The sequence below is a fragment of the Nocardia sp. NPDC056100 genome (assembly GCF_042266325.1).
Lineage (GTDB): Bacteria > Actinomycetota > Actinomycetes > Mycobacteriales > Mycobacteriaceae > Nocardia.
The window spans coordinates 1,287,100-1,310,275 of record NZ_JBHJVY010000004.1; the positions used below are offsets into that span (position 1 = coordinate 1,287,100).

18 protein-coding genes, 1 tRNA gene, 1 other RNA gene and 2 pseudogenes are annotated in these 23,176 nt (G+C 64.8%); 16 read left to right on the plus strand and 6 right to left on the minus strand.

The window, feature by feature from the left end; translation table 11 throughout:
- Position 1: 1 nt before the first annotated feature.
- On the minus strand, positions 2-319 hold the full coding sequence (locus tag ACFC0O_RS36270) for a hypothetical protein (RefSeq protein ID WP_375966186.1): 318 nt from the start codon (positions 317-319) through the stop codon (positions 2-4).
- Positions 320-440: 121 nt separating this feature from the next.
- Here ACFC0O_RS36270 and ACFC0O_RS36275 point away from each other — a divergent pair, with 121 nt between their 5' ends.
- A complete protein-coding gene (locus tag ACFC0O_RS36275; RefSeq protein ID WP_375966188.1) occupies positions 441-2,225 on the plus strand; it encodes an AIPR family protein in 1,785 nt (594 codons plus the stop codon).
- A gap of 169 nt (positions 2,226-2,394) precedes the next feature.
- Here ACFC0O_RS36275 and ACFC0O_RS36280 read toward each other — a convergent pair whose 3' ends face one another.
- Together ACFC0O_RS36280 and ACFC0O_RS36285 are read right to left on the minus strand one after the other, a co-directional pair.
- Positions 2,395-3,636, minus strand: coding sequence for an acyl-CoA dehydrogenase family protein (locus ACFC0O_RS36280; protein WP_375966191.1), 1,242 nt, complete (start codon positions 3,634-3,636; stop codon positions 2,395-2,397).
- A gap of 27 nt (positions 3,637-3,663) precedes the next feature.
- Entirely contained in the window at positions 3,664-5,058 is a 1,395-nt protein-coding gene (locus ACFC0O_RS36285) for an acyl-CoA dehydrogenase family protein (protein WP_375966194.1), read from the minus strand.
- Between the two features lie 233 nt (positions 5,059-5,291).
- Here ACFC0O_RS36285 and ACFC0O_RS36290 point away from each other — a divergent pair, with 233 nt between their 5' ends.
- From ACFC0O_RS36290 to ACFC0O_RS36300, 3 genes are all read left to right on the plus strand, one after another.
- Positions 5,292-5,582, plus strand: coding sequence for a hypothetical protein (locus tag ACFC0O_RS36290; RefSeq protein ID WP_375966196.1), 291 nt, complete (start codon positions 5,292-5,294; stop codon positions 5,580-5,582).
- 106 nt (positions 5,583-5,688) lie between these two features.
- The gene (locus ACFC0O_RS36295) at positions 5,689-7,119 is read left to right on the plus strand and encodes a glycosyltransferase family 39 protein (RefSeq protein ID WP_375966199.1); all 1,431 of its coding nucleotides are present in this window, start codon (positions 5,689-5,691) and stop codon (positions 7,117-7,119) included.
- A gap of 97 nt (positions 7,120-7,216) precedes the next feature.
- Positions 7,217-7,465, plus strand: a complete 249-nt coding sequence (locus ACFC0O_RS36300) for a hypothetical protein (protein WP_375966201.1) — start codon at positions 7,217-7,219, stop codon at positions 7,463-7,465.
- Between the two features lie 413 nt (positions 7,466-7,878).
- Here ACFC0O_RS36300 and hisN read toward each other — a convergent pair whose 3' ends face one another.
- Both hisN and ACFC0O_RS36310 read right to left on the minus strand, forming a co-directional pair.
- Positions 7,879-8,664: a histidinol-phosphatase gene (hisN, locus tag ACFC0O_RS36305; protein ID WP_375966204.1), complete on the minus strand. Its 786-nt coding sequence runs from the start codon at positions 8,662-8,664 to the stop codon at positions 7,879-7,881.
- Positions 8,665-8,777: 113 nt separating this feature from the next.
- The gene (locus ACFC0O_RS36310) at positions 8,778-9,374 is read right to left on the minus strand and encodes an NADPH-dependent FMN reductase (RefSeq protein WP_375966206.1); all 597 of its coding nucleotides are present in this window, start codon (positions 9,372-9,374) and stop codon (positions 8,778-8,780) included.
- Positions 9,375-9,518: 144 nt separating this feature from the next.
- Between ACFC0O_RS36310 and ACFC0O_RS36315 the strand changes: the two genes are divergently transcribed.
- The 11 genes and pseudogenes from ACFC0O_RS36315 (at position 9,519) to ACFC0O_RS36365 (ending at position 21,172) form a co-directional block, all read left to right on the plus strand.
- Positions 9,519-10,376, plus strand: coding sequence for a helix-turn-helix transcriptional regulator (locus ACFC0O_RS36315; protein WP_375966208.1), 858 nt, complete (start codon positions 9,519-9,521; stop codon positions 10,374-10,376).
- A 200-nt stretch (positions 10,377-10,576) separates the two neighbouring features.
- Entirely contained in the window at positions 10,577-11,701 is a 1,125-nt protein-coding gene (prfB, locus tag ACFC0O_RS36320; protein WP_375966496.1) for a peptide chain release factor 2, read from the plus strand.
- A gap of 5 nt (positions 11,702-11,706) precedes the next feature.
- Positions 11,707-12,564 (plus strand): mechanosensitive ion channel family protein, encoded by an 858-nt coding sequence (locus ACFC0O_RS36325; RefSeq protein WP_375966210.1) that lies wholly within the window; start codon positions 11,707-11,709, stop codon positions 12,562-12,564.
- Between the two features lie 211 nt (positions 12,565-12,775).
- Positions 12,776-13,465 carry a cell division ATP-binding protein FtsE gene (gene ftsE / locus ACFC0O_RS36330; RefSeq protein ID WP_364639110.1) on the plus strand — a complete coding sequence of 230 codons (690 nt, stop codon included), beginning with the start codon at positions 12,776-12,778 and terminating at the stop codon, positions 13,463-13,465.
- Complete coding sequence (gene ftsX, locus ACFC0O_RS36335; protein ID WP_375966212.1) at positions 13,465-14,370, plus strand: permease-like cell division protein FtsX; 906 nt, start codon at positions 13,465-13,467, stop codon at positions 14,368-14,370. Before ftsE ends, ftsX begins: the two co-directional genes overlap by 1 nt.
- Positions 14,371-14,535: 165 nt before the next feature.
- Positions 14,536-16,356, plus strand: a pseudogene (gene recQ / locus ACFC0O_RS36340) (DNA helicase RecQ); the annotation flags it as partial.
- Positions 16,357-16,832: 476 nt separating this feature from the next.
- Positions 16,833-16,905: transfer RNA gene (locus tag ACFC0O_RS36345), tRNA-Glu, on the plus strand.
- A gap of 349 nt (positions 16,906-17,254) precedes the next feature.
- Positions 17,255-17,944 carry a slipin family protein gene (locus ACFC0O_RS36350; RefSeq protein WP_375966215.1) on the plus strand — a complete coding sequence of 230 codons (690 nt, stop codon included), beginning with the start codon at positions 17,255-17,257 and terminating at the stop codon, positions 17,942-17,944.
- Positions 17,945-18,127: 183 nt separating this feature from the next.
- Positions 18,128-18,601 (plus strand): SsrA-binding protein SmpB, encoded by a 474-nt coding sequence (smpB, locus tag ACFC0O_RS36355; RefSeq protein WP_364639102.1) that lies wholly within the window; start codon positions 18,128-18,130, stop codon positions 18,599-18,601.
- A 128-nt stretch (positions 18,602-18,729) separates the two neighbouring features.
- Positions 18,730-19,101: a transfer-messenger RNA gene (gene ssrA, locus ACFC0O_RS36360) on the plus strand.
- A gap of 556 nt (positions 19,102-19,657) precedes the next feature.
- A complete protein-coding gene (locus ACFC0O_RS36365) occupies positions 19,658-21,172 on the plus strand; it encodes an ArnT family glycosyltransferase (RefSeq protein ID WP_375966218.1) in 1,515 nt (504 codons plus the stop codon).
- 58 nt (positions 21,173-21,230) lie between these two features.
- On the opposite strand, the gene ACFC0O_RS36370 is transcribed toward ACFC0O_RS36365, so the two are convergent.
- A complete protein-coding gene (locus tag ACFC0O_RS36370; RefSeq protein WP_364640410.1) occupies positions 21,231-22,166 on the minus strand; it encodes an undecaprenyl-diphosphate phosphatase in 936 nt (311 codons plus the stop codon).
- A gap of 405 nt (positions 22,167-22,571) precedes the next feature.
- Between ACFC0O_RS36370 and ACFC0O_RS36375 the strand changes: the two are divergent.
- Positions 22,572-23,176: pseudogene (locus ACFC0O_RS36375) on the plus strand (alpha/beta fold hydrolase); the annotation flags it as partial.

The following is a 23,176-nucleotide window of genomic DNA, read 5'->3' on the forward strand; positions in this document are numbered from 1 at the left end:
CCTACTTCAACTTGTCGCTACCCAGGTTCAAGATGCGGCGAGCCAGTATCAAATACTGGATCTGCCGGATCTGCTGGGTGCCTGCCGTGGGCCTGGTGCGCCACCGGTCCTGAAGGATTGGATTCGACTGGACGTCGCGCAGAAGGCGTTGAGGTCCTATGGAATCGAGGGAGTGAAGGTCATGGCCGAGTTCATGCGTGCCCTTCGCTGATTGTCCAGCGCCCGCCGGTTCCTCTTCTTCCGCTTCCGCATACATGCGATCCTGTGTGGAGTTGACAAGGTTGGCCGCACAGCCAATTCCCTTCTGCGCGTTGGTCACCCTGACACATCCCCGCGAGCAGATCGGCCGGGGCCGGTAGAGTCCAGCCAGGGGGCGTCCATGCTTCCCCGTATAGCTCGTGAGACTCGGCATCGCCCTTAGCTGCCAACTAGGAGGATGGGTGCACACCCTAACCAGCAAGCGCGTCACAAAGTTTGCTCGCGATTTCGGTTTCGAGGGCACCGAAGCGGATTTGTTCGAGCGCTATGCCGCTGCGAGCTATCTCTTCCAGTACCTCCGCGACGACGTGGATGCGATCGAGCGGTCCATCATCGGCGGCGGCAGCGATGAGGGCATCGACGTCGGTGCGGTGATCGTGAACGGACGGGTCGTATTCGAACCTGCGGAAATCGATGAAGCGATATCCGAGCAAACCACGAACTCCGCCAAAGTTATTTTTATTCAGACCAAGACGAGCGAATCGTACGACTCTAAGCTGATCGCGAAATTTCTCCACGGAGTCGAGTCCGTCACCAAGTATGCTATGAAGCCGGGAAGTATTTCGTTGCCTCCGCGGCTGGTCGATCTGGCCAGCCTGATCGACAGGATCGCGGAGAGCGGAGATAAGTTCCAAGACAGCCGGATTCCCTGCGAAATTTACTACGTCACTACCAGCTCCCATCCGGGAACGAGTGCGCAATCAGAGCTGCAGATAACCGAAGCTCTCGACCGGATTCGCAATATCGGCGCCTACTCGGAAGGTCTGAAGCTTCGAACGCACGGGCACGAGGAACTGGCCACCAAGCAGAAGGAACGATTCGGGCCTCAAAACATTCAGTTCAATTTCGAGAAGCGCCAGACAATCCCTGCCACCGAGAGGGTGAGCGAGGCTTACATTGGGCTGATCTCGGCAAACGAATTGATGAAACTTCTCAAAGATGAGTCAGGCGAAATCCGGCCCGGAATTTTCGACGACAATGTGCGACTGGATCTCGGCGCGCATAACCCAGTCAATAGCAGGATAATGGGCACGCTTCAATCTGCGGACCGTGAGCACTTCCCATTCTTGAACAACGGGCTGACACTTATTGCAACTGAGTTGCGCGGCCTCGGAGATCGTTTCTTCATCTCCGGTTACCAGATCGTCAACGGCGGTCAGACAAGCCATCAGTTGATCCGATGGTCTGAGTCTGATCGTGTCAAGAATGAGCCCTCGCTACTGGCCGAGCTTTGGGTTCCGGTAAAGATCGTCAGCTCCAATGACTCCGGAGTTCGAACCAGCGTCGCTATCGCAACAAACCTTCAAACAGCAATTGGGCTGACGGACATCCAGGCGAGCTCGCAAATCGCGAAAGATGTCGAGGAGTACTTCACGCAATCGGGGTTGGATGGACTCCGGTATGAAAGGCAGAACCGTGGCACGGCACTTGAATTCCCTCGCACGCGTGTCGTCACAACCCCCGAGCTAAACCGGGCTGTTGCTGCGACACTATTCGGCGAATCGTCCCGCGCGATCGGGTCCCCGAAGGATCTTGAAGCCGAAGATTCACTTGTGTGGGGAGCGTACCCGGTCGAGATGTATTATTACGCGGCGTGGATTATCTATCGAATCGACAGATACTTCGCGCGGACACCCGAATCCGCCACTTTGAAGGCTGCGAAATATCACATCTCCATGGCGGTCTCAGCCCTGGTGAACCCCGGCTTTGTCAAGATTTTCGAGAATGGCGGCGCCGAGGGGACAGGCAAATTGCTCCAGAAAACCAAGAATCTCAAACTTCGCGTTTCGGACAAGGCGATGTCTGAGCAAATCGAAGAGGCGATCGTCACTGCTGTGGAACTGGCCTGCCGTGCGTTCGCGACTCCCTTGTCCGAGGGGCGAAGTCTACGTAAGGACGATGTACGCAGCAGGCGCAGCCAGGAGGCGATGCTGGACATGGCCAAGAACTGCACCACGAAGATCTAGAAGCGACTGTTGAAGCTCCCGATTTCGGGGCGCGTCTGACGGTCGTCCCTGAGGACGCGCATCCATCTGCTCGGCGACGGTCGGGAAACGATCAGATGCGGGACATGGAGACGAAAAACCGGCGGGGTCCGATGAGCGGACCGACGCCGGTTTTCCGTTGTGCCAGAACTTACTTCAGCTTGTCGCTGCCCAGGTTCAGGATGCGGCGGGCGACGATGAGCTGCTGGATTTGCTGGGTGCCTTCGAAGATGTCGAGGATCTTCGAGTCGCGGCCCCACTTTTCCAGGAGGGTGCGCTGGGAGTAGCCCGTTGCGCCCGCGAGTTCGACGGCCTTGAGGGTTACGTCGGTGCCCATGCGGCCGGCCTTGGCCTTGGACATGGAGGCTTCCAAGGAGTTCGGCTTCTTGTTGTCGGCCATCCATGCCGCGCGGAGGGACAGGAGGTAGGCGGACTCCCAGTCGGCTTCCATGCGGAGGAATTCGGCGGCGGCGGCGTGCTGGTTGTTGGCGGGCTTGTCGTAGTCGATCTCGATGCCGGCGTCGGAGAGGACCTTGCGGAGCTCTTCGAGGGCGGCGCGGCCTACGCCTACGGCCATGGCGGCCACGAGGGGGCGGGTGTTGTCGAACGTCTGCATGACGCCCGCGAAACCCTTCTCCACGTTGACTTCCGGGCTGCCGAGGATGTTGTCCTTCGGGATGCGGCAATCCTCGAAACGGATCTCCGCGGTGTCGGACGCCTTGATGCCGAGCTTGTGCTCGAGGCGGGACACGGTGAGGCCCTTGGCATCACGCGGAACCACGAAGGACTTGATGGCGGCGCGGCCCAGCGACTTGTCGACCGAGGCCCACACCACGATGTGGGTGGCGCGCGAACCGGCGGTGACGAAGATCTTGGTGCCGTTCAGGACCCACTCGTCACCATCGAGGGTGGCGGTGGTCGAGACCGCGGCCGAGTCCGAGCCGAAGGACGGTTCGGTGATGGCCATGGCGGCCCACACCTTGCCGAAACGCTGCAGCTGCTCATCGGTGGCGACCGCGGCGATCGCGGCATTGCCCAGACCCTGGTAGGGGATGGACAGCATCAGGCCCGCATCGCCCCAGCAGGTCTCCAGCGCGTTCAACAGCGCGGACATATTGCCGCCGTTGGTGTTTCCGAGCAGCTCGGTGGCGTGCACATCCGGCTCGGGCGCACCCTCACCCTTGGCCTTACGGCCGCCGGTGGCACCGGAGATGTCCTGGGTGCCCGAATCGGACAGGCCCTCGATCATGGCGGCCATGGTGTCGAGCTCGGTCGGGTAATCGTGCTCGGCCAGGTCGTACTTGCGCGAAGCCGGGCGGAAGATCTCGGCGGCAACCTGGTGGGCCTGGTTGGCGCTGGCCCGCAGCTTCTTGGGGAGTTCGAGATTGATCATGAGTTGTCTCTCCGTTGAGAAGTCGGGTCAGAGAAGGACGACGCCCTCGGCAACGCCGATGGCACGAAGATCGCGGTACCAGCGCTCCACCGGGTGCTCCTTGGTGAAACCGTGACCGCCGAGCAGCTGCACGCCGTCCAGGCCGATCTGCATGCCCTTCTCGGTCGCCAGCTTCTTGGCCAGCGCGGCCTCGCGAGCGAACGACAGGCCCTGCTCCGCGCGTGACGCACCCCGCAGCGTCACGAGGCGCAGGCCGTCGAGCTCGATGGCCATATTGGCGACCATGAAGGCCACCGCCTGGCGATGCGCGATCGGCTCACCGAACGCCTCGCGCTCCTTCACGTACGGAATCACGTAGTCCAGCACGGCCTGACCGGTACCGACCGCCAGCGACGCCCAGCCCAGGCGGGACAGGCGCACGGCATCCGCGTAATCCTCGGAGCGCTGGGCGGTTTCGGCATCACCCAGCAGCGCGCTGGTGGACACGGCGACATTGTCGAGAATCAGGCGACCCAGACCGGCGGCGCGCAGACCCATCGAAGGATCGGCCTCCACGACCACACCCTGCGTGTCCGACTCCACGATGAAGAAAGCCGGACGACCGTCGAGTTCGGCTGCCACGATGAACAATTCGGCATCACCCGCGGCCGGAACCAGGCTCTTCACACCGTTCAGACGGTAACCGCTGGGCGAGCGGGTGGCCTTGGTCTTGAGCGCGAACGGATCGAACAGCGCCTGCGGCTCGGAGATGACGACCGACGCCTGCGGCACATTCTCACCGGCGAACGAACCCAGGTAGGTCTTCTGCTGCGCGTCGGTGCCCCACTGGGACAGCGCGACGGCCACACCGCTCGGCGCGAGCAGCGGCAGCGCCAGACCCATGTCACCGTGCGCGAGCGCCTCGGCGACCAGGGCATTGGTGACCGCGCCACGCTCGGCGGCAGCGCCCTCGAACTCCTCGGGCACATTGATCAGCGTGATGCCCAGCTCGGACGCGCGCTCGAGCAGATCGCGCGGGGCCTTGGCGGCATTGTCGGCGTCATAGGCGGCCGGGCGCAGGATCTCGGCGGCGAACTCACGGACCGTCTCGACGATCATCTGCTGATCGTCGGTCGGGGTCAGGTCGAAGTAGTCCTTCTTCTTGGACTCGTTGGCGGGCAAGCGCTTCGGAGCGCCACCACCGGAAACCTTCTCGAAGACGCGGGTCGCGGCACCGAGGCTGCGGAAACCGGTCTTGGTGCCCTCGTACGTCAGCCGTTCGATGGGCTTGCGCAGGTTGTACTTCTCCGCGAGTTCGGACCCCGTGATGGTCGTCATGACCCGCATCGCAGCGCCCATCCAGTCGCGCTTGACCGGGTTGAGGCCTACGGCGGAAGTATCCGGACGTCGCGTCTTTGCGGTGTCTCGAGTGCTCATAATCACCAGTTTTCTTGAGTGTGGAGGGTGATCCTGCCCAGCAATCTTACTCCAGAGTAAGACTATCTTACTTCAGAGTAAGAACTGACGTCGAGGGTTGTCGAATCGGCTGGTCAGCGCGGTGGTTTCGCAAGTCTCCAATGCGCCATGGCCAATAGTGAAACAAACGTCATTCAAAAGGTCTACGAGTGGGCTACGGTGTCGGCGCACCCTTGCACCCCATATGGAGGTCTCCCTAAATGAAAACGCTGGTAGGTACCACCGGCGCGATAGCCATCGCACTGTTCATCGCCGCCGCCCCGAACGCGTCCGCCGAAGGCATTCCGCTGCAGGACATCGGCACCGTCACCGAAGGCGGCATCGATACCGGCTCCGGTAACGGCAATGGCGGGAACGGCGGCAGTGGCTCCGCCGCCGGATTCGGTTCGGTCCAGATCGGAAACGGCGGCTCCAGCGCCGCGGGCACCGGCTCCGGCCAGATCAACACCGGGTCGGGCAACTCCGGCTCCGGCTTCAGCCCGTTCGGCTGACCGCATCACCTCCCGGCGTCGGGACCGCAGCCCCGCGTCGGGTTCGCATGGGAAACGGGTGCGCGAAATCCATCCGGAGTTCATCGCCGTTTGACACGCTGGCCGAATGTACTGGGTGGCGGGCATTTTCGCGGCGGTTCTGCTCGGCTTCGCGGATCGGTACGGATATCACCGCGACGAGATGTACTTCCTGGCCGCGGGACGGCGGCTGGACTGGGGATACGCCGATCAACCACCGCTGGTGCCGCTGATCGCGCGGGGGATATCCTCGATCGACGCCAATTCACTGATACTGCTGCGCATTCCGGCGATACTCGCCGCGGTGGCCGTGGTGCTCTGCGCGGGCTGGATGGCCCGCGAACTCGGCGGGGGACGGGTGGTGCAGGCACTGTCGGCAGCGGCGGTCGCCGCTTCGGCGCTGGTCATGGCGGCCGGGCATCAGCTCGGCACAACGGTTTTCGATCTGGTCATCTGGTGCGGGATCACGCTGCTCGCAATGCGGTTGCTCCGCACTGACTTCCAGCCACACCGCTGGCTGCCGATCGGTGTGCTGGCGGGAATCGGCCTGCAGAACAAGGCGCTGATGGCGATTCCGCTGGTGGTGCTGGCCCTGTCGCTCGCCCTGGTCGGACCTCGAAAGATCTTCGCCACCTGGTATTTTCCGCTCGCCATCGGCATTGCCGGAGTGCTGGTGCTGCCCTACCTGTGGTGGCAGGGGAGTAATGGCTGGCCGCAATGGGAGCTGAGCCGTTCCATCGCGGGCGGATCCTCCGGCACCTCGAACTCGCCGCTCGCCTTCGTGCTGCTGCAATTCGGGCTGATGGGCCCATTGCTGGTGCCGCTGTGGATATTCGGCCTCTATCGGCTGAGCCGGGATATCCGGTATCGCGCGTTCGCGCTCACCTACGCGCTGCTCTTCCTGATCTTCACGCTCACCGGCGGTAAGGCGTACTACCTGGGTGGCATGTACCCGCTGCTGCTCGCGGCCGGAGCCGTGGGTCTGGCCCCGAAGCTCGCGGATCGTCGAATACGCGGCGGCGCGGTCGCTTTCGCGGTGGCCGTGAACGCCGCCGTCTCGGCCGTGCTGTTCCTGCCGATCCTCCCGGTCTCGGCGCTGCCCGATTCTCCGGTGGTCGCGATCAACTACGACGCGGGCGAGACCATCGGCTGGCCCGGCTTCGTGCGCCAGATCGCCGATGCCCGTTCCCGTTTCGCCCCGGACGCGGAGATCCTCACCGCCAACTACGGTGAGGCGGCCGCCATCGAGCGCTTCGGCCCCGCGTACGGCCTGCCCGTGCCGCACAGTGCGCACAATGCGTACTGGTGGTGGGGTCCGCCCGCCGAAGGCCGTTCGGTGCTCACCGTCGGCCTGAATCCGGGCCGCCTCGCCCGCCTGTGCGCCAACCCCGAGCCGGTTGGCCGGATCGATAACGGCCTCGGCATCGACAATGACGAGCAGGGTCGCACCCTGTATGTATGTCGCGCAACGCTATTGCCCTGGAGTCGGACCTGGCCCACCCTGCGCGTGCTCGGATAGTCCGGAGTTACCAGAGAATTCGGGGCTTTGCGAAAACTTTACGTTTCACTACCGTCCGAGTCGGCAGCGAGTAAGACTCACCAGACAAGGACTCGAAATGAAGCGTTCAATCGCCGGTATCGCCGTGGCGGGCGCCCTGTTCATGCCCATTCAGGCCGGGGTGGCCGCGGCGCAATCGCCGGTCGCCGCCGCGCCGGTCGCGACCTCCGGATCCTCCGGTTCCTCGGAGATCGGCTGCACCTCCAACACCGATCCGACCTGCTCGCCCATCGTCAAGGCGCTGGTCGGCTTGCTGTCGGGGTCGTCCACCGGTTCCAGTAAGGGCGTCGGCACGCCCAACGCCTGAGGTCGGGACCTATCCGCGTGGCCTGCGGCTCCGAATTTGTTGATACGACACGTGATCCGCATCAATAAGCGTGGATAATAGGTTTACCCAAGGTATTTCGCGATAAACCCGTCAAAACTGCTTGCGTGCACCATGATTCGCTGCGTGGCGAGTCTTGCATAAGCGGGAACTCGATGCGGTTATTTCGTTTCCATCACGCCAACTGTCAAGCCTCACTACGTTTTTCGACGAGACGAAAGGAGGATTGGTTATGTTGTCAGGACTCGTCTCTGTGGTTACCAGTCTGCTCAGCGGCCTCGTAGGGGTGCTCATCGGCACACCCGGCGGTGGCGGCGGCGGTTCCGCCTAGATCTCGACCGAACGAACGTGAACGCCCCCGCACTGCAGGCGGGGGCGTTCGTGTGTTCGGGGTATCAGGCGGCGAGCGCGGCCAGAACCTGGTCCTGCAGATGGGAATTCGTCGCCACGGCACTGCCGCCGTGCGGTCCGGGATTGCCGTCGAGCGAGGTGAACGTGCCACCCGCCTCACGAATCAGAATGTCGAGAGCCGCCATATCCCACAGCGACAGTTCGGGTTCGGTGACGATATCCACCGCACCCTCCGCCAGCAGCGTGTACCCGTAGAAATCGCCGTAGCCGCGGGTCCGCCACACCTCATCGGTGAGCGCGATCAACTTGGCCCGCCGCCCGATCGCCCGCCAGCCCGACAGCGAGGAGATCGCCAGGCTCGCCGCGCCCAGTTCGGCCACCGCCGATACCGAGATTGCCTTGGGCTCGGACTTCTCGAAACTCGTCCACGCGCCCGCGCCCGCCGCCGCCCACCAGCGCCGCGACAGCGCCGGAGCGCTCACCACGCCCACCACCGGCACGCCATCCTCGAGCAGTGAGATGAGCGAGGCCCACACCGGCACGCCGCGCACGAAATTCTTGGTGCCGTCGATCGGATCGATCACCCACTGGCGACCGGAGAACTCGGCATCCCCGCCGAATTCCTCGCCGAGCACCAGGTCGGCGGGCCGCTCGGACCCCAGCGCCTCGCGCACCATGCGCTCCACGGCCAGGTCCGCATCCGATACCGGGGTCAGATCCGGCTTGGAATCGATCTTCAGATCGAGGGCGCCGAACCGGTCACGGGTAATGGCGTCGGCCGCGTCGGCCAGCCGCAGGGCGAGTTCGAGATCACTGGAGTAGGTGGTCACTCACAACACGCTAGCGCCCCCGGGTTACCGTCGCGCGTCGGCCGCAAACTTCTCGCATTCACCGCGCTGCGGTAGAGCGGCCGCCACCCGCGAGACCCCGTGATTCCCTTGGCTCAGACCGAAGCGCTGAGTTCGCGGGCATTGGCCAAAGCGCTTGACCACCAGTGCAATTGGTCGAGCATGGCCGCCGCTGCCGCCTCCGGGGCCGCCGGATCGAGTAGCTCCCCGTCCGGGCCGAAGAGCAGGAAGAACTTCGGGAAGATCAGGTACTCCCGCACGGTGTGCGCGTTGAGCTCGGTGAACACATGCCGCAGATGGTTGATCGCCATCAACCCGCCGCTGCTGCCGCCGTAGCCGACGAATCCGATCGCCTTGCGCTGCCACTGCGTGAAATGCCAGTCGATGGCCGTCTTCAGCGAGGCCGGATAGCTGGCGTTGATATCGGGGGTCACGATCACCACCGCATCGGCGGCATCGAGGCGCTCGGTCAACTCCGCGGTGCCCGCCGGACGCGGCGGATTCGGCTCGATCATCGGCGACACCGCCGGAAGCTCCTGCGGCAGTGGGTAATCCGCCAGATCAATGACATCCACCTCGAAAACCCCGTGCCGCCGAGCCTGTTTCGCGAACCAGGCCGCCGGCACCGGACCGAACCGCCCCTCGCGGGTGCTGCCGATGATCACCGCGAGGCGGGGAGCTGTGCTGCTCATGACGGACTCCTTCGATATGTCCCGGGCGGCCCGATCGGCCGCTGCGGACAACTCTCCGATTCGGGCGGCCGAACAGGGAGACCGTGCCGAGAGTGGTAGTGCCGGGGCTACTCTCGGCACCGCCGGAGTTGGTACGTTCGAAGAGTGAGTGACAACGAGCTCGGGCTGTTCCTGCGCACGCGCAGGGAGGCGGTCACGCCCACCGACGTGGGCCTGCCCGCCGGGCCGCGCCGCCGCACGCCCGGGCTGCGCCGCTCCGAACTCGCCACGCTCGCCGGGGTCAGCGTCGAATATCTGACCAGACTGGAACAGGGCCGCGATCGGCATCCGTCCGCGGCGGTGCTCTCCGCCTTCGCCGACGCACTGCGCATGACCCGGACCCAGCGCGTGCACCTGCATCAACTGGGCAAAGGAGCCGATCCCGGCTTCAGCTGCAGCGGCGGCGTCGGACCCAATCGGCAGGTGCGCCCGGCCATTCGGGCCATCCTCGATCAACTCGAGCCCGCGCCCGCCGTCGTGATGAACCGCCTCAGCGAGATACTCGCCTACACCGAGGGCTATCGCAGCCTGATGGCCCCGCTCGGCCTGCTGGACGGCGGCGACCTCGACAGCTACGCCCGCTTCGTCCTGACCGATCCGCGTGCCCGCACCGCCTACCCGGATTGGGAACACAAGGCCGACAAATGCGTCGCCTCCCTCAAACAGGGTCCGGGTCGCGCCGATCCGCAATTGGCCGTCCTCATGGACGAACTCACCATTACCGCCGGTGAGGATTTCACCCGGCGCATGGACACCATCCCCGGCCTGCCCGACCACAACGGCGTCGGCCGCCTGCTGCACCCCGAAGCCGGAATGCTCCGCCTGGCCTACGAAACCCTGCATCTGTCGGCCGATGACGATCAGTACGTCATGATCTACCTCCCCGCCGACGAACCCACCGCCACCGCGCTGGACACCCTCATCGGCCGCAAGCCCGGCAGCCTGCGCGCCGTCGCCGGTTGAAGAGCCGCACCCGGAACGCCTTCGCGGATCGCTGAATCCGCCGCACCCACTTGACCGTGGCGCGGCGGGCGCGCGCGTGTCCGCGCACCGCCGCGCGCCCGAACTTCTCCGGCGGTATCGACCGCCCCACCCGGCCGCGCCGCACGCGGCGGGTCTCCCTTTGTTTATCGACCTTGAAAGGGGCGGTAGCCTTGAACACCGTGCATCCTGACGTCTCCGCTGACCTGGCCGAACTCGACTCGACTCTGAAGACCATCGAGTCGGTGCTCGACATCGAAGAACTGGTCCGGCGGATCGACGAACTGGAACAGCAGGCCGCGGATCCCGAACTCTGGAACGACCAGGACCACGCGCAGGCCGTGACCAGCGAACTCTCCCACGCCCAGAGCGAACTGCGCCGCGTCCAGGAGCTGCGCCAGCGGCTCGAGGACCTGCCGGTGCTGTACGAACTCGCCGAGGACGAGGAGGGCGACGCGCGCGCCTCCGCCCTCGCCGACGCCGACGCCGAGCGGGCCACCCTGCACGGCGATGTGGAGGCCCTCGAGGTCCGCACCCTGCTGTCCGGCCAGTACGACAAGCGTGAGGCGCTGGTCAATATCCGTTCCGGCGCGGGTGGCGTGGACGCTGCCGACTGGGCGCAGATGCTGATGCGCATGTACGTGCGCTGGGCCGAACGGCACAAGTACAGCGTCGAGATCTACGACACCTCCTATGCCGAAGAGGCTGGCATCAAGTCGGCGACCTTCGCCGTGAAATCGCCCTACGCCTACGGCACACTTTCGGTGGAAATGGGTACGCACCGTCTTGTGCGTATCAGTCCGTTCGACAACCAGGGCCGTCGCCAGACCTCGTTCGCCGAGGTCGAGGTGCTGCCCGTGGTGGAGACCACCGACCACATCGAGATCCCGGACGGCGAGGTGCGCGTCGATGTGTACCGGTCCTCCGGACCCGGCGGTCAGTCGGTCAACACCACCGACTCGGCGGTGCGCCTGACGCACATTCCGACCGGCATCGTCGTCACCTGCCAGAACGAGAAATCCCAACTCCAGAACAAGATTTCGGCCATGCGCGTGCTGCAGGCCAAACTGCTGGAGCGCAAGCGGCAGGAGGAGCGCGCCCAGATGGACGCGCTCAAGACCAATGAGGGCGCGTCCTGGGGCAACCAGATGCGCTCCTACGTTCTGCACCCGTATCAGATGGTCAAGGATCTCCGGACCAGCTACGAGGTCAACAATCCCTCGGCCGTACTCGACGGTGACATCGACGGTTTCATCGAGTCCGGAATCCGCTGGCGGATGCGGGAGCAGTCGACCACCCAGGGGTAATTCATATGAGTTCGATACTCGCCGCGAATACCGGTGCCGACCTAGGTAATTGGCTCCGGTCCAGCGGTCTCGAGATCGTGCTGCTCATCGTCGGTGCGATGTTGTTCTCGCGCGCGGCGACCTATGTGCGCGACCGGATCACCCGCAAGATCGACACCTCCTTCCGCAGCAGCGATTCGCTGGTGCGGTCGGAGGCGGCCAAGCACCGGCATGCGCTGGCACAGGTCATCACCTGGGTCGTACTGTCCATCGTGTACTTCCTGGTGGCGCTGGAAGTCTTGCGCCGCATGGGATTCCAGCTCGGCGGTCTGGTGGCCCCGGCCGCGGTGCTCGGCGCCGCACTGGGTTTCGGCGCACAGCGCGTGGTGCAGGATCTGCTCGCCGGATTCTTCCTGATCACCGAAAGGCAGTACGGCTTCGGCGATGTCGTGCGCATCGCCGTCACTGGCTCCGCGGTGGAGGCCGAGGGTACGGTCGAGGACGTCACGTTGCGCGTCACCACCTTGCGCAGCGTCGACGGTGAAGTGATCATCGTGCCGAACGGCCAGATCGTGAAAGTGACCAATCTGTCGAAGGATTGGGCGCGTGCCGCCATCGACGTGCCCGTACCCGCTACCTCCGATATCAACAAGGTCAATGAAATCCTGCGGGAGGTGGGTGCGAAAGCGTTCGCCGATCGCAAATTGAAGACCCTGCTGCTGGACGAGCCCAGCGTCATGGGTGTCGAAGATCTCACGGTCAATCAGGTCAATATCAAGATGGTGGCCCGGACACTGCCGGGCAAACAGTTCGAAGTCGGTCGTGAGCTGCGGGTGCGGGTGGCCGCGGCGCTCCGCCGGGAGGGTTTGAGTGAAAACACGTAAGTCCACGGCGATCCTCATCACGGTCTGGGTCGCCACGTTCGTTCTCTACCTGTTCGTGAAACCCGAAACCACCACGGGGCCGGACTATCCGGCCTTCGTGAACTCGGTACTCAGCAACCCGATGTCTGGCCCAACTGAGCCATCCGCCCGCTAACGGCGTGTCTGCGCGGCGTGGCCGGGTAACGGTCACGTCTCGCTAGACTGGGCTCCCGTGATAACCCTGGCGAACGTCACCAAGTCCTATAAGACCTCGACGCGGCCCGCCCTGGACAACGTCTCGGTCGACATCGGAAAAGGTGAGTTCGTCTTCGTGATCGGACCATCGGGATCCGGTAAGTCGACCTTCATGCGATTGCTGCTCAAAGATGAGAAGCCGACCGCCGGAGAAGTCTGGGTCGCCGATTTCCGGGTCGATAAGCTACCGGCCCGCAAAGTGCCCAAACTGCGACAGCGCATCGGCTGTGTCTTCCAGGATTTCCGGCTGCTGCAACAGAAGTCCGTCGAGCAGAATGTCGCCTTCGCGCTGGAGGTGATAGGCAAATCGCGCACCTTCATCCACCGTGCGGTCCCCGAAGCGCTCGATATGGTCGGACTTTCCGGCAAGGCCGATCGACTGCCCAGTGAGCTGTCCGGCGGTGAACAGCAGCGCGTGGCCCTGGCCCGCGCCTTCGTGAACCGGCCCCTGGTACTGCTCGCCGACGAACCCACCGGCAACCTCGATCCCGAAACCAGCGCCGACATCATGACTTTGCTCGAGCGCATCAATCGCACCGGCACCACGGTGGTGATGGCAACCCACGACAACACCATCGTCGACGCCATGCGACGGCGGGTGGTCGAGTTGGATCGCGGCCGACTGGTCCGCGATGAGGAGATGGGCGTCTACGGGGTGGGCCGGTAATGCGCCTCGGATTCCTTTTCGGTGAGGTTTTCACCGGCCTGCGCCGCAATATCACCATGACCATCGCCATGATCCTGACCACGGCGGTCTCGCTCACCATGCTGGGCGGCGGCCTGCTCGCGGTGCGCATGGCGGACAAGATCCAGGACTACTACGTCCAAAGGGTCGAGATCCGGCTGTATCTGGACGATGACGTCTCGCGCACGGATCTGGACTGCACGCAGGAACCGTGCAAAACGCTGATGTCCGATCTGAAGAAGCATTCGGATGTGGCGAGCGTGCAGTTCGTCAACAGCGCCGACGCGGTGAAGGAGGTCAAGGAGACCACCTTCAAGGATCAGCCCGGACTCGCCGATGAGGTGAGCAAGGACGGACTGCCCGCATCATTCCGGGTGAAGCTCAACGATGTGACCAAATACCGGTCCATCTATGACGATTTCGCCAAACGGCCCGGCGTCATGACGGTGCTCAACGATATGGACATCGTCGACCGGCTGGTGAGTTTCTTTGTCGGACTTCGCAATGCGGCCTTCGGGCTCGCGGCGTTGCAGGCGCTGGCGGCGCTGCTGCTGATCGCCAATATGGTGCAGGTCGCGGCGCTGGCCCGCAAGACCGAGGTCGGCATCATGCGATTGGTCGGCGCGACGCGCTGGTACACGCAGCTGCCATTCCTGCTGGAAGCGGTGTTCGCGGCGGCCATCGGTTCGGCGCTGGCCATCGGCGGCTTGTTCATCGCGCAACCGCTGGTGATCAACCGGGCGCTCGGCAGTCTGTTCAATGATCAAGTGCTGCCGCGCATCACCGGTGACGACATCGCGACCGTCGCGCTGATCGTCACGCCGATCGGCATCGGATTCGCGGCGCTCGCGGCCTACGCGGCACTGCGGTACTACGTCCGGGAGTGAGATCGCTCACGCCCGCCCGGTATTCGCATACCTCGTGAACCGGGCGGGTGGGGGTGCGAAGTTGCGCATCGTGTGCGGAAGGCGAAACGGGTGTCGGGCCGGATCCGTAGGATTGCGCGGGTGAGTGCACCGGAGGTCGAGACCGTCGCAACCAACGCAGCCCCCATGGACGCGGGAAGCGCTGCGGCGCACCAGGTTCTGCAGAAGACGTTCGGCTACGACAGTTTCCGCGGGCCGCAGCGCGCGATCGTCGAGCAGGTCATCTCCGGCGGGGATGCGCTGGTGCTCATGCCCACCGGCGGCGGTAAATCGCTGTGCTATCAGATTCCCGCGCTGGTGCGGCCGGGCGTCGGCGTGGTGGTGTCACCGCTCATCGCGCTCATGCAGGATCAGGTCGACGCGCTGAACGCCGTCGGCGTGCGCGCGGGCTTCCTCAATTCCACCCAGTTCCCGGATGAGCGGCGCGCGGTCGAGGCGGCCTTCGTGGCGGGGGAGCTGGATCTGCTCTACCTCGCGCCCGAGCGATTGCGGCTCGAATCCACCGCGCAACTGCTCGATCGCGGCAAGATCGCGCTGTTCGCCATCGACGAGGCGCACTGTGTCTCGCAGTGGGGCCACGATTTCCGGCCCGACTATCTGGCGCTGTCCATGCTGCATCAGCGCTGGCCGGATGTGCCGCGCATCGCGCTGACCGCCACGGCGACGGCCGCCACGCGCAAGGAGATCGCCGAACGGCTCGATCTCACCGAGGCCAAGCATTTCGTGGCCAGCTTCGACCGGCCCAATATCCAGTACCGGATCGAAGGTAAGAACCGGCCGGAACAGCAGCTGCTGGCGTTCATTCAGGGCGAGCACGCCGGTGATGCCGGGATCGTCTACTGCCTCTCCCGCAATTCGGTGGAGAAGACGGCCGCGTTCCTGTCCGCCAATGGTGTCACGGCGGTGCCGTACCACGCCGGACTCGACAACCGCACGCGTGCGACCAACCAGGCGCGGTTCCTGCGCGAGGATGGGCTGGTCGTGGTCGCCACCATCGCCTTCGGCATGGGCATCGACAAACCCGATGTGCGATTCGTCGCGCACCTGGATCTGCCGAAATCGGTAGAGGGCTACTACCAGGAGACCGGGCGCGCCGGGCGCGACGGGCAAGCCTCCACCGCGTGGATGGTCTACGGCCTCAGTGACGTTGTGCAGCAGCGCAAGATGATCGACTCCTCCGAGGGCGACGCCATGCATCGCCGGCAGCTGCAACTGCATCTGGACGCCATGCTGGCGCTCTGCGAGACCGTCGAATGCCGCCGCACCCAGCTGCTCGCCTACTTCGGTCAGCCGGGGGAGCCGTGCGGCAATTGCGATACCTGCCTCAATGCCCCCGAATCGTGGGATGGCACCGTGCCCGCGCAGAAGGTGCTCTCCACCATCCTGCGGCTCAAACGCGAACGCGGGCAGAGCTTCGGCGCGGGCCATATCGTCGACATCCTGATCGGCAAGCGAAACCCCAAGGTGGAGCAGCACGCCCATCATGAGCTCAAGGTGTTCGGCATCGGCGCGGATCTGCGCGATATCGAATGGCGCGGCGTGGTCCGCCAGCTGCTGGCCCAGGGCCTGCTCGCGGTGCACGGCGACTACGGCGTGCTGACCCTCACCGAATCCTCCAACGAGGTGCTCTTCGAGGGCCGCCAGGTCAAACTCCGCCGCGAACCAGAACGCACCAAATCGACGCGAACCGCCAAGTCCGCCAAGGCTTCCCGCGCCACCGCCGACCTCGCCCCCGGCGATGCCGACCTCTTCGAACGCCTCCGCGCCTGGCGCGGCGCGACCGCCAAGGAACAGGGCGTGCCCGCCTACGTCGTCTTCCACGACGCCACCCTGCGCGAAATCGCCGCCCGCAAGCCGGCCAGCCTCGCCGACCTCGGCACCATCTCCGGCATCGGTGAGAACAAGCGCGCGAAGTACGGCGAAGGCGTGCTGGAAGTGGTGGCGGGCAGCGCCTCCGCCACCCCGGCCTCCGCCCCGGCAGCCCCCGCGCCCGCGAACCCGGCCCGCCCCGCGAGCCGCTTCCCCGCGCCGGCTACCACCCCGGCCCGCGAATCCGCCACTCCCGCAACCCGATCCACCACCCGCCCTGCGGCATCGTCGGACGCACCGCGCGACCCCGCTCCCGGATCGAAACCGCAGCGGAGCGCCCCCCGGTCCAGCCCGCCGCCCTCGTCCCGCCCCGGCGCAGCCACTGCGGCAAGCCCCGCCTCGCCCTACGACGACGTCCCCTGGCCCGACGATATGCCCCCCGACTTCGACGAACTCCCGCCCGACTTCGGCTAGCTCGATCATTCCGCCGACGGCCAAGGACCCGTGTCCGAGGCCGCTGGCAGCGGATTTGGTTGCTGGGCGGGAGCACGATAAGCTTTCGGAGCTGCCACGGTGGGCGTCGGATTCTTCCGGTGTTGATCGTGAGCGACCTTGGTCCCGTCGTCTAGCGGCCTAGGACGCCGCCCTCTCAAGGCGGTAGCGCGGGTTCAAATCCCGTCGGGACTACAACGAAACCCCAGCCATCGGCTGGGGTTTTCGCATTTCCTGGAGCCCGCGATAAATCGGTCGCGCGAAACGGGCTGTTCTGGCTACCTTGGAATCCGGCCGCGAGTCAGGGGCGCACCGGAATCTCCGGAGCGCGTTCCCCATATCGGTTGCGGTCAACTTTCTGGTGACACAGGTCTTCGACCTGTCGAGGTTCAACTCCTTAGTGTGATGCGCCCTGCCCGGATTCCGCGGTCACGCGGCTTTGCGAGCTCTCCGTCTTCGGACGGGGGAGGCTCCCGCCGCCTGCCGTGCCGGGCAGGGCGTATCCGGTCGTCACCGAATCATCAGGCGCGGCAGGGAGATTGATATGACGAAGCTGAAGCTGTTCACGAAAAACTATGCGACCGTGATGGATTGGCAGCGCACGCTGCTGTACCGGGACGGCATGCTGGAGCGCGTACTGGAGCCGGGACGGCACCGGTACGACGCCGAACGCTGCTCACTGGTCAGCGTCGATATGCGCCCGCGCCTACTTCAGGTGGGCGGGCAGGAACTGCTCACCCGCGATGGCCTCTCGGTGCGGGTGAGCTACGCCGCCGACTGGGTGGTCACCGATCCGGTGGCCTTCACCACCGGCGCGCAGTACGCCGAACCCGTGCTCTACGGCGCGATCCAGGAAGCCGTTCGCGATCTGATCGCCGCGCACACGCTCGATGAGCTGGTCGCCGATCGCGCGCTCCTCAACGGTGACGTACGGCGCGTGGCCACAGCGGTCGAGCACCTCGGAATCACGGTGTCCGGACTCCGGGCCAAGGATCTGATGCTGCCGGGCGAACTGCGCAAGGCCGCACTGGAGACGGTACTGGCCCGTGAACGCGGTCGTGCCGAGTTGGAGCGGGCCCGTGCCGAGGCGGCCGCGCTGCGTTCGCTGGCCAATACCGCCAAGTTGCTCGACGAGCACCCGGCGCTGCTGCGCCTGCGCACCCTGCAGGTCGCCACCGCACCGGGCGCGAAGATCGTGCTCGACGCGGGCATCGGGTCGCGGCTCCCGGAGTAGGGGTCGCGGGTCGCGGTCCCGGCACGGAGTGGGGGACGCGCTCCGGAATAATCGGTCGGCCGCGGCCATTACTCTGGGTCGCGATATAGACGACAGCGGTTCGACCGGGGCCGGGATCGGCGCCCGGGACACAGCTCGGTGCGGAAGGTGTTCCGTGCCGGGCGACGCGACGATAGAGGGAGCATGAAGGAGAAGGGGCGCAAGGTAATCGCCAGCAACCGCAAGGCGCGGCACAACTACGCGATCATCGACACCTATGAGGCCGGGATCGCGCTGGTGGGTACCGAGGTGAAGAGCCTGCGCGAGGGGAAGGCGTCTCTGGTGGACGCCTACGCGACGATCGATGACGGTGAGGTCTGGCTGCGCGGTCTGCACGTACCGGAGTTCTCGCACGGCAGCTGGACCAATCACGCGCCGCGGCGCACGCGCAAGCTGCTGCTGCACCGCCGCGAGATCGACAAGCTGGTCGGCAAGACCAAGGAGTCCAGTCTCACGCTGGTGCCGCTGTCCATGTACTTCTCGGACGGCAAGGTGAAGGTCGAGCTGGCCCTGGCTCGCGGTAAGCAGGACTACGACAAGCGGCAGGACCTGGCCAAGCGCGATGCCGAGCGCGAGGTCACCCGTGAGATCGGCCGCCGGATCAAGGGCATGCGCTGAGCCCGGGTTCGCCATCGGCGAACACCCCGCGTGACGCGCGGATAATGGGATGATCCGCTGTTTGGGTGGTGTTAATATGAATCGCCCGGTGCGAGTCGGGCAGTTCACTCGAATCGGTGAACACAGACGGGGCTGAACGGTTTCGACTGCGTACGTTGATTCAGGGGAAGCGTGTCAGTGCAGGCAGGAGACCACTGTATAAGCGTCGCTGCAACCCTATAAGCGCCGATTCCAATCAGCGCGACTACGCTCTCGCTGCCTAAGCAGTAGAGCGTGTCTGTCAGCCCGGGTTCGCCCTCGACCCGGTCCCTGGCATCAGCTAGAGGGCTTACCGTTCGGCGCGGTCGCGGAGTCGAACGGAACATCCAACAGCGACTGGGATCGTCATCTCGGCTTGTTCGCATGACTGAGAGATCCGAGTAGAGACGTTGCGAACTGCACACGGAGAAGCCCTGAAAATGCGGCGGAGGACCCGGGTTCGATTCCCGGCAGCTCCACTGACACGAAGGCCCGGTCCACACGGACCGGGCCTTCGTCGTTGAATCGACTTGGCGCCCACTTAGTGAAATAACATATTTTTAGAATAAAGACATGCCAATAGTTTCGGGGGCACCTGGCACGTATTGTCACTGCCGGGGAACTGCGCGTGAATAGAAACCGGCGAGTAACAGGTATTTCCGTTTCTCCGGATCGAATCCCCGGCCGTCGGCGGGCAATGTCGGAATTCGTAACCTGGGTCACATTCATTCAAAGCAAACGGCTATCACGAGCCCCCGTGGTCCATTTGCGGGTTCCAGTGATACAAACTAATATTTCACAAAATTGCACAATCCGAGCAGGTCCGAGCGTGCGCGCTCATCAAGTTCGCTGCCGGGGAGGAATCGGTTCACCAGCGAACAGATCGCGCGCGACACCACCGTGTAGCGGCGTCGAACGCGTCTGTCGGAAAGCTCTTGGGGGCAGTTCATGGCATCGGTCTTTGCGCTTCGCGCCGAGCCACAGGTTATTTCGGATAGGCATACTCATCCACCTCATCCACAGTTCGCTTTCCGCGGTGTGGCCCTGATCGCATTGATCTCCGGGATAGCGCTGACCGTGACGGCCGGCCGCTATGACTTCTTCGGCGACGAACTCTATTTCCTTTCCTCCGGCCGGCGACTCGACTACACCTACGCCGATCAGGGCGTGGTGGTGCCGCTCTTCGCCCGGATAGCGGATGTGCTGGCACCCGGTTCGCTGATCGCCTTGCGATTCCCGGCCGTGCTGATGTGCGTCGGCGCGATCGTGGTGGCGGCATTGATCGCCTACGAACTCCGCGGCAATCGCCGCGTCCAGATGCTCGCCGCGGGCACCTATGCGACGTCCTACCTGGTGGTGACCCAGGTCGCCCTGAGCACCTTCTCCTTCGACGCCACCCTCACCGCCGTGATCACCTGGCTGCTCATCCGCTGGGTTCGCACCAGGCAGGACCGGCTGATCATCGTGGCGGGACTCGTGGCCGCGGTGGATATGCAGGTGAAGTGGATGATCCCGATCGTCTGGGCCTGCCTGGGCCTGGCGGTCATCGCCTGCGGTCCGCGGGAGGTGTTGCGCCGCCCGGCGCTGTGGATGGCGAGTGCGATCCTGGCCCTGTCCCTGGTGCCGATTCTGATCTGGCAGTCCCGGCACAACTGGCCGCAGCTGGCCATGGGCAAGATCATCGGCGCCGAACAGGACGCCACCGGCTACGGTCCGATCGGATTCCTGCCGCAGTGGCTCGGCCTGGCCGGATTCCTGGGCACCCTGATGATCGCCGCCGGATTCTGGGGCGTGTGGAAGATGGAATCGCTGCGGCCGTACCGCTTCATCGCGGCCGCGCTCGTCATCATGACCGTATTCGTCATCATCACGCACGGCCGGCCCTACTATCCGACCGGCTTCTTCCCCGCCATGTTCGCCCTCGGTGCGGTCACCTTCTGGCAATTCGACCGCAAGCGCTGGATGAACCTCGCGATGATTCCGCTCATCGCGGTCACCGTGGTGACCTACATCGGCACGCTGACCTTGATGCCGCTGCCGTCCAGCTGGCGCACCCAGACCTACGACGCCATCGACCTGGGCTTCCGCTCGGGCCTGTGGGGTACCACCAATTGGGACAAGCTCGTTGCGGCCGTCGACACCGGGTACGGCACCCTGACGCCGGAACAGAAATCGAACTCCGCCATTGTCGCCCAAGGCTATTGGCAGGCGGGCGCCATCGAGGAGCTGGGCGGCCGGTACGACCTGCCCGCCACCTACAGCCCCAGCCGCGGCTTCGGCTTCTTCGGCCCGCCCCCGGACAGTGCCACCACGGTGGTCTTTGTCGGCCTGGACACCGCCGAGCCCGATCTGCGTTCCCGCTTCGGCAAGGTCGAACGCGTGGCCCGGCTCGACGACCCGATGGGCATCCCCGGCATCGATCGCATGGTCTCGGTGTGGAAATGCCAGGACCCCAAGCAGTCCTGGTCGACCATGTGGGACTCCATGACCACCCTCTACTTCGATCTCGGCCAGTGGCGAGATCCGAGATGGACCACGCGCCCCACGCACTGACGACTCCCATCGAGGCCCGGTTCATCAGGACCGGGCCTTCGTCGTCCGACCGTCGGCGTCAGCCGAAGTGCAGGAGCGAGACGGTGCCCGCGATCAGGCAGTAGAGGGCGAAGACGAGCAGGGTCCGGGTACGGAAGTGGTGCTCCAGGTAGCGCACCGCGAGCCAGGAGGAGATGCCGGAGGCCAAGGCGCCCAGCAGGATCGGGCCGATATCGGAGCTGGAGGCGCCCGACAGGTCGTGCAGGTCGTACAGGCCCGCGCCCAGGATGGCGGGGGTGGCGAGCATGAAGGCGAATTTGGCGGCGTGTTCATGCTCCAGGCCGCGCCACAGGCCACCGACCATGGCCAGCCCGGCGCGGCTGAAACCGGTGAGCAGGGCCCCGGCCTGCACCATGCCGATGCCGAGGGCGTCGACGGTGGTGAGGGCGGCCAGCGGCCGATCCGCTTGCAGGCGTGGCAGTTCGGCGGTGGTGAACATCGAGCGGCGGGTTTCCCGGCGGGCGAAGCGCCGCCCGTACTCCGCGAGCGTGGGTTCATTGCGCCTGCGCAGTGCCTCGCCGACGATCAGCGCCACGCCGTTGAGCGTGAGGAAGAGCGCGGCCGCGAAGGGGCTGGAGAACAGCTCATGCAGCGGGTGCTGTAGCAACGGGCCGAGTACGGCCACCGGCACGCTGCCGACGACGATCAGCCAGGCCAGCCGCTGTGGCACGGTATCGATTCGCCCGGTGCGCAGCGATACGGCGAAACCCGTTGTGATGGAGCGCCAGTCGCGCCGGTAGTGCCACAGCAGCACCACCGCCGTCGCCACGTGCAATGCCACCACGAACGCCAGATACGGTGTGTCCGAGGGGCTTTCGTCGTCCTGCGGTAGTTCGCGCCAGGCGCCCCCGAGCCAGTCCGCCAACAGGACCGAATGCCCCAGGCTGGAGATCGGGAAGAGTTCGGTGACTCCCTGCACCGCGCCGATGACAACCGCTTCGAAGTAGGTGAGCATCGCGAACGAGTTTCGCACGGGCCGCTCGAAATCCCGCAGTCGGTTCGCCCCGTCGAAGCTCCGAATATGCTGTGAATCAACAGCTTTCGCCCGATTGGTACGAGATGTCCGATCTTGATCCGCTCGGCGCGGGCGATTACGCGACCAAGACCCTCGTCATCATCAACCACCGGTTAACGACCATTGGGTGATTCGTTCTTGATCATGTCCGGCGGACGGTTGATCGTGGACCGGATAGGTGAAGGTGTTTCAGAGAGGTCGGCAGTGAATATTCCGCACATCAGGCACAGGTTCGTCGAGGTCGACGGGGTGCGGGTCTTCTATCGGGACGCGGGTCCGGCGGATGCGCCGGTGTTGCTGCTGCTGCACGGGTTTCCGTCGGCGTCGCATCAGTTCCGGCGGTTGATGGACGCGCTCGGCGGGCGGTACCGGTTGGTCGCGCCGGACTATCCGGGGTTCGGGCATACCGAGGTTCCGGCGGGTTTCGGCTACTCCTTCGATCGGCTGGCCGATATCGTCGAGGGCTTCGTGGATGCGCTCGAGCTGAATCGATTCGTGCTGTACGCCTTCGATTTCGGCGGTCCGGTGGGTTCCGGCTGGCCACCCGGCATCCGGAATGGATTGCGGGACTGATCATTCAGAACGCGAACGCCTATGACGACGGCCTGTCCGATATGGCCAGGGGCATGAGCGCCAATATGCCCGGCGTCGCGGGCGCGGAGGACAATGTCCGGCAGATTCTGGAATTGCCGGTCACGCGGAGTCAGTACGAGGGCGGCACCACCGATACCGAACTCATCGCACCGGACGGCTGGACCCTGGATCAGCACTTCCTGGATCTCCCGGGCCGCAAGGACGCGCAGATCGAGCTCGCACTGAACTATCACAGCAATCTCGAGCTCTATCCGGTCTGGCAGCGGTGGCTGCGGGAGCATCGCCCGCCCGCGCTCATCCTCTGGGGTCGCAACGACGCCTTCTTCCCGGAGCCGGGCGCGCACGCGTACCTGCGC

Coding starts and splice junctions, on each gene's coding strand:
- smpB (WP_364639102.1), top strand. CDS start 18,128: ATGAAGGAGAAGGGGCGCAAGGTAATCGCCAGCAACCGCAAGGCGCGG.
- ACFC0O_RS36295 (WP_375966199.1), top strand. CDS start 5,689: ATGTACTGGGTGGCGGGCATTTTCGCGGCGGTTCTGCTCGGCTTCGCG.
- ACFC0O_RS36350 (WP_375966215.1), top strand. CDS start 17,255: ATGACGAAGCTGAAGCTGTTCACGAAAAACTATGCGACCGTGATGGAT.
- ACFC0O_RS36300 (WP_375966201.1), top strand. CDS start 7,217: ATGAAGCGTTCAATCGCCGGTATCGCCGTGGCGGGCGCCCTGTTCATG.
- ACFC0O_RS36370 (WP_364640410.1), bottom strand. CDS start 22,166: ATGCTCACCTACTTCGAAGCGGTTGTCATCGGCGCGGTGCAGGGAGTC.
- ACFC0O_RS36280 (WP_375966191.1), bottom strand. CDS start 3,636: ATGATCAATCTCGAACTCCCCAAGAAGCTGCGGGCCAGCGCCAACCAG.
- ACFC0O_RS36325 (WP_375966210.1), top strand. CDS start 11,707: ATGAGTTCGATACTCGCCGCGAATACCGGTGCCGACCTAGGTAATTGG.
- ACFC0O_RS36290 (WP_375966196.1), top strand. CDS start 5,292: ATGAAAACGCTGGTAGGTACCACCGGCGCGATAGCCATCGCACTGTTC.
- ftsX (WP_375966212.1), top strand. CDS start 13,465: ATGCGCCTCGGATTCCTTTTCGGTGAGGTTTTCACCGGCCTGCGCCGC.
- ACFC0O_RS36310 (WP_375966206.1), bottom strand. CDS start 9,374: ATGAGCAGCACAGCTCCCCGCCTCGCGGTGATCATCGGCAGCACCCGC.